The organism is Streptomyces sp. NPDC002138 (genome assembly GCF_040296485.1).
GTDB lineage: Bacteria > Actinomycetota > Actinomycetes > Streptomycetales > Streptomycetaceae > Streptomyces.
Genome location: NZ_JBEOXE010000143.1, coordinates 1 through 4,875, shown reverse-complemented (window position 1 = coordinate 4,875; position 4,875 = coordinate 1). Strand labels below are relative to the sequence as shown.

General features: G+C 67.2%; 1 protein-coding gene. It reads right to left on the bottom strand.

Annotated features, from left to right (window positions below; translation table 11 throughout):
- Nucleotides 1-4,815 (bottom strand): non-ribosomal peptide synthetase (locus tag ABT084_RS37640; protein ID WP_351054284.1); only part of this gene is annotated, 4,815 nt, incomplete at its 3' end.
- Between the last annotated feature and the right edge of the window lie 60 nt (nt 4,816-4,875).

Genomic DNA, 4,875 nt, shown 5'->3' with positions numbered 1-4,875 from the left:
CTCCACACCACGCGGCAGACACAGACCCACCACCGACTCCGCACCCACACCCTGCGACACCAGATAATGCGCCAACCGGTTCGCCCGCACATCCAGCTCCGCGAACGACACCCCCACACCGTCACCAACCACCGCCACCGCACCCGGCGACCGCACCACCTGCGCCTCGAACAACCCCACCACCGACACACCCGACACCTCAGTGGCAGTGTCATTCCACCCCGACAACACCTGATGCCGCGTATCGGGACCCAGCACATCCACACCACTCAACGGCACGTCGGAGCCGCCCTCCAGCACCGACTCCAGCAGAGCGACCACACTCTCCGTTGCCGTCTGAACCAAACCGGCAACCACATCCGGATCGATGGGCGCCAGTGCATCCACCGCCAGCCCGAAGCCATCCCCGTCGTCATCAACAGCCACCGACAACGGGAAGTTCGTGTGAGCCCGCGCGAAGATCATCCGGAACCCCACAGCCTCACCACCCAGCCCCTCATCAGAAGGGGCCGCGTTGTGGCGGTAGTTGAGGATCGATGTGAACAGCGGACTGTCACCCGCCACCCCACTGGCCCGCTGCGCCAAAGCCAGCGGCGCATGCTCATGCTCCAACAACCCCGCGAGCTGATCACGCATCGCCGTGACCGACTCCAGCACACCCAGCTCATCGGTACGCATACGGACCGGAAGCGTGTTGATGAACGGACCCGGGATCCGGTCCGAGCCCGTACCCGCGTTCATCCGGCCGAACAACACCGTCCCGAACACCACATCAGCACGACCGCTCACCGCCGCGACCACCCGCGACCATGCCACATGCATCACCGTCGCCGGGCTCGTGCCCAACCGCCGCGCAACGCCCCGCAGGCGACCGTTCAATCCATCCGCCAATCGCACACGCCGCTGGACCGCACCCGCACCGTCACCCCGGACATCCACCAGTCCGAACGGAGCTGTCGGCTCACTCACGTCACCCAACAGCGCAGCGAAATGTTCCTCATGCTCGACACGCGCCACCCCACCCCGCGCCTGCGCCACGAAATTGCGGAACGGCAACGGCACCGCCAACTCATCCACCCGCCCGCTGAGGATCGCCTGAACCTCGTCCAGGAGCACCTCCAACGCCGTGTGGTCAAGAACCATGTGGTGCATCCGCAGAAGCACCAACCACTGATCCGACCCCGCCCCTGCCGTCACGTGCGCATCCATCAGGGGCGCCCGCCCCAGATCCATGGACAAGCCGCCCGCCTCTAGCAGCTGATCGACCAAGTCGCCGTCCCGAGGGTCCAGCAACACCTCCCGGACCGGAAGTTCTGCGCGCCGCCAGACGACCTGGACCGGTTCGCGCAGGCGTTCCCACACGATCGACGTGCGAAGGATGTCGTGGCGGTCCACCACCTGCTGGAGCGCTCCCAGGAACCCGTCCAGCAACGCACGGGAGTCGAATTCCAGGACCGAGGGAATCACATAGGTGTCGTCACCACCCTCGGCCAGCAGGTGGTGGAAGAGCAGTCCCTCCTGCAGTGGAGCGAGCGGATAGATGTCGGCCACATTCGCAGCGCGGCCATCCACCGACGCCACAATCCCATCGATCTCGTCAGCACTCAGCTCGACCAGGGGCAGCATCCGCTGCGTGATCTCCACCGCGTCCTCGGGAATCAGGTTCTCCGGAACGACCACCTGCTCCCCGCCCGCTGCCGAGGCAGCAAGCCCCGCCGGCGTCGGCGACTGGAACAGTGCCCGCACAGACACCGAAACTCCACGCTCACGCAGCCCCTCCACCAGCCGGATCGCCAGCAGCGAATGACCGCCCAGAGCGAAGAAGTCGTCATCGACACCGACACCGACACCGTCCATACCCAGTACATCGGCGAAGACCTCGCACAAGACCTCCTCACGGGCATTGGCAGGCCCACGGCCAGAACCCGACACATACTCCGGGGCCGGCAGTGCCTTTCGGTCCAGCTTCCCGTTCACTGACAGCGGCAGCGCGTCCAGCACCACCACAGCCGACGGAACCATGTAGGCCGGCAGTCGCTCGCCGACGAAGTCCCGAACCGAGAGAGCGAGCTCACCCGTGCCGTCGGCCGCGACCACGTAGGCGATCAGGCGTTTGTCTCCCGGCACGTCCTCACGCGCCACCACCGCAGCCTGCGCAACGCCGGAATGCGCCGCCACCGCGGACTGGACCTCACCCAGCTCGATCCGGAAACCACGGATCTTCACCTGCTCGTCGCTGCGTCCCGCGAAGACCAACCGGCCATCCGCCGTCCAGCGGGCCTGGTCGCCGGTGCGGTAGAGCCTCTCGCCCGAATCGCCGAAGGGGTTGGCAACGAACCGCTCCGCTGTGAGGCCCGGACGCCCCAGATACCCCCGCGCAAGTCCCGCACCCGCGACGTACAGTTCGCCTGCCACACCCACCGGCACCGGGCGGAGCCGCTCGTCCAGCACGAACACCCGCGTATTGACCACCGGCGTGCCGATCGCCATCTCAGCTGCCTCGGGGTCACACCGCCACACCGTCGCATCCACGGTCGTCTCCGCCGGACCGTAGGCGTTGAACATCGCCCGGTCCCGTGCCCAGGACGCCATCACCTCGGGCGGACAGGCCTCGCCCGCCACCACCAGCACCATGTCGGTTCTGATCGATGACATGTCCATCCCCGGCAGCACCGCCGGCGGCAGCGTCACATGCGTCACCCGCTGCTCGGTCAGGTACTCCGCGAGCGCGCTGCCAAGGCGTCGTTGCTGCGGGATCACCACCAGTGCGGCACCGGAGAGAAGCGCCATGAACAGTTCCCAGCAGAACGCATCAAAGCTGAGCGAGGCGAACTGCCCCACACGACTGGTCGGACCGACGCCGAGATTCCGGGCATGGCCCGCCACCATGCTGGCCACGCCCACATGCGATACGAGCACCCCCTTCGGGCGTCCGGTCGAACCCGAGGTGTAGATCACGTACGCCGGATGCTGCGGCCTCGCCCCCACGCGAGGGGGCACGCTCGCGTCCAGGGCGGGCAGCGTCAGGTCGTGCATCAGCAGCTGTGTGACATTCGCCGGAACCACACCCGTGGTCCCGTGCGAGGCGAGCACCACCACTGGCGCCGCGTCCTCGACCATGTAGGCGATCCGGTCCGCCGGATATTCAGGGTCGATGGGCAGGTACGCCCCGCCGGCCTTCACCACGCCAAGAACCGCGACCACCGCCTCGACGCCGCGCTCCAGGCACACACCCACCAGAGACTCGGGCCCTACGCCGATGGCCATCAGATGCCGGGCCAGCTTGTTCGCCCGCTGGTCCAGCTCCTCGTACGACATCTCGATGCCGGGTGCGACGAGTGCGGTTGCCTTCGGCGCCAGCTCGACCTGGGCTTCGAACAGGTCCGCGACCGTGGTCGGCTCGATGTCGAGTGCTGTGTCGTTCCAGTCGGTGAGCATCCGTCGACGCTCGCCGTCGTCGAGTACGTCCACGGCAACCAGCGGCAGCTCCGCGTCGCCGCTCAGCGCCTCTTCCAGAGCCACCACGAGGCTGGTGGTGGTGGCACGCATCAGACGGCCAATCGCCAAGGGGTCGAGTGGGGACACCGCGTCGACTGCGAGCGCAAGCCCGTCACCGTTGTCATCAACCGACAGGGAGAGCGGGTAGTTGGTGCGCTCCTGCGCCAGGAGAATTCTGACGCCGGCCAGGTCCTCGCCCGGGCGAGGACCGGTGTTGTGCCGGTAGTTGAACAGTGCGGTGAACAGTGGGAGATCACCCGTGACACCGCTGGCCTGCTGAGCCAGGGCCAGCGGCGCGTGCTCGTGCTCAAGAAGTTCCGCAAGCTGATCCCGCATGCCGGACACCGCCCCCAGCACACCCAGCTCACCCACAGGGATCCGCACAGGCAATGTGTTCATGAACGGACCCAGCACCCTGTCCGAACCATCACCGGCATTCATCCGGCCGAACAGCACCGTCCCGAACACCACATCATCACGGCCGCTGACTGCACCCAGGACCCGAGCCCAGGCCACATGCAGGACAGTCGCCGCGCTCACGCCCAGCCGCCGCGACACCTCACGCAGACGCCCCGTCACCTCAGGAGCGAGCCCCAGAAGCGCCTGCACCGCATTCGTACCGTCACCACGCACATCAACAAGACCGAATGGCGCCGTCGGCTCGGTCACATCTCCCAACAGCCCAGCGAAGTACCGCTCATGCTCGGCGCGCGTCACCCCTCCACGCGCCTGCGCCACAGAATTGCGGAACGGCAGCGGTACCGGCAGCACCTCACCGCTGCCGGCCATGAAGGCGGCGACCTCCTCGAAGAGCACCTCCACCGCCGTGTGGTCCTGCACGATGTGGTGCACCCGAACCAGCCCGAGCCAGCGTTCACCGCCGGGAGCAGCCGGCGTGATGTGCAGGCTGATCAGCGGCGCCCGGCCCAGATCCATGGACGCCCCACCGGCGGCAACCAACGAGGCCACCGGATCCGCGTCCTGCGGGTCCAGTGCCACTTCGGTCACCGGGAGGACCGCGTGACGCCGCACCACCTGAACCGGCTCCCGCAGGCCCTGCCACACGATGGCTGTGCGGAGGACATCGTGCCGGTCGATGACCTGCTGCAACGCGCTGGTGAACCCATTCAACCGATCCCGGGAGTCGAACTCGGCCACCATCCGGAGTACGTACGCATCCGCACCACCATCAGCCATCAGATGATGAAGAAGCAGACCTTCCTGGAGGGGGGCAAGGGGGTAGATGTCCGCGATGTTGGCTGCCCCGCCTTCGACGGTGGCAACGATCCGCTCGATCTCACCCGCGTCCAGCTCCACCAGCGGGAGCATCCCCGGCGTGATCTCCACCGCGTCCGCGGGAATCAGATTCGGCGGGAC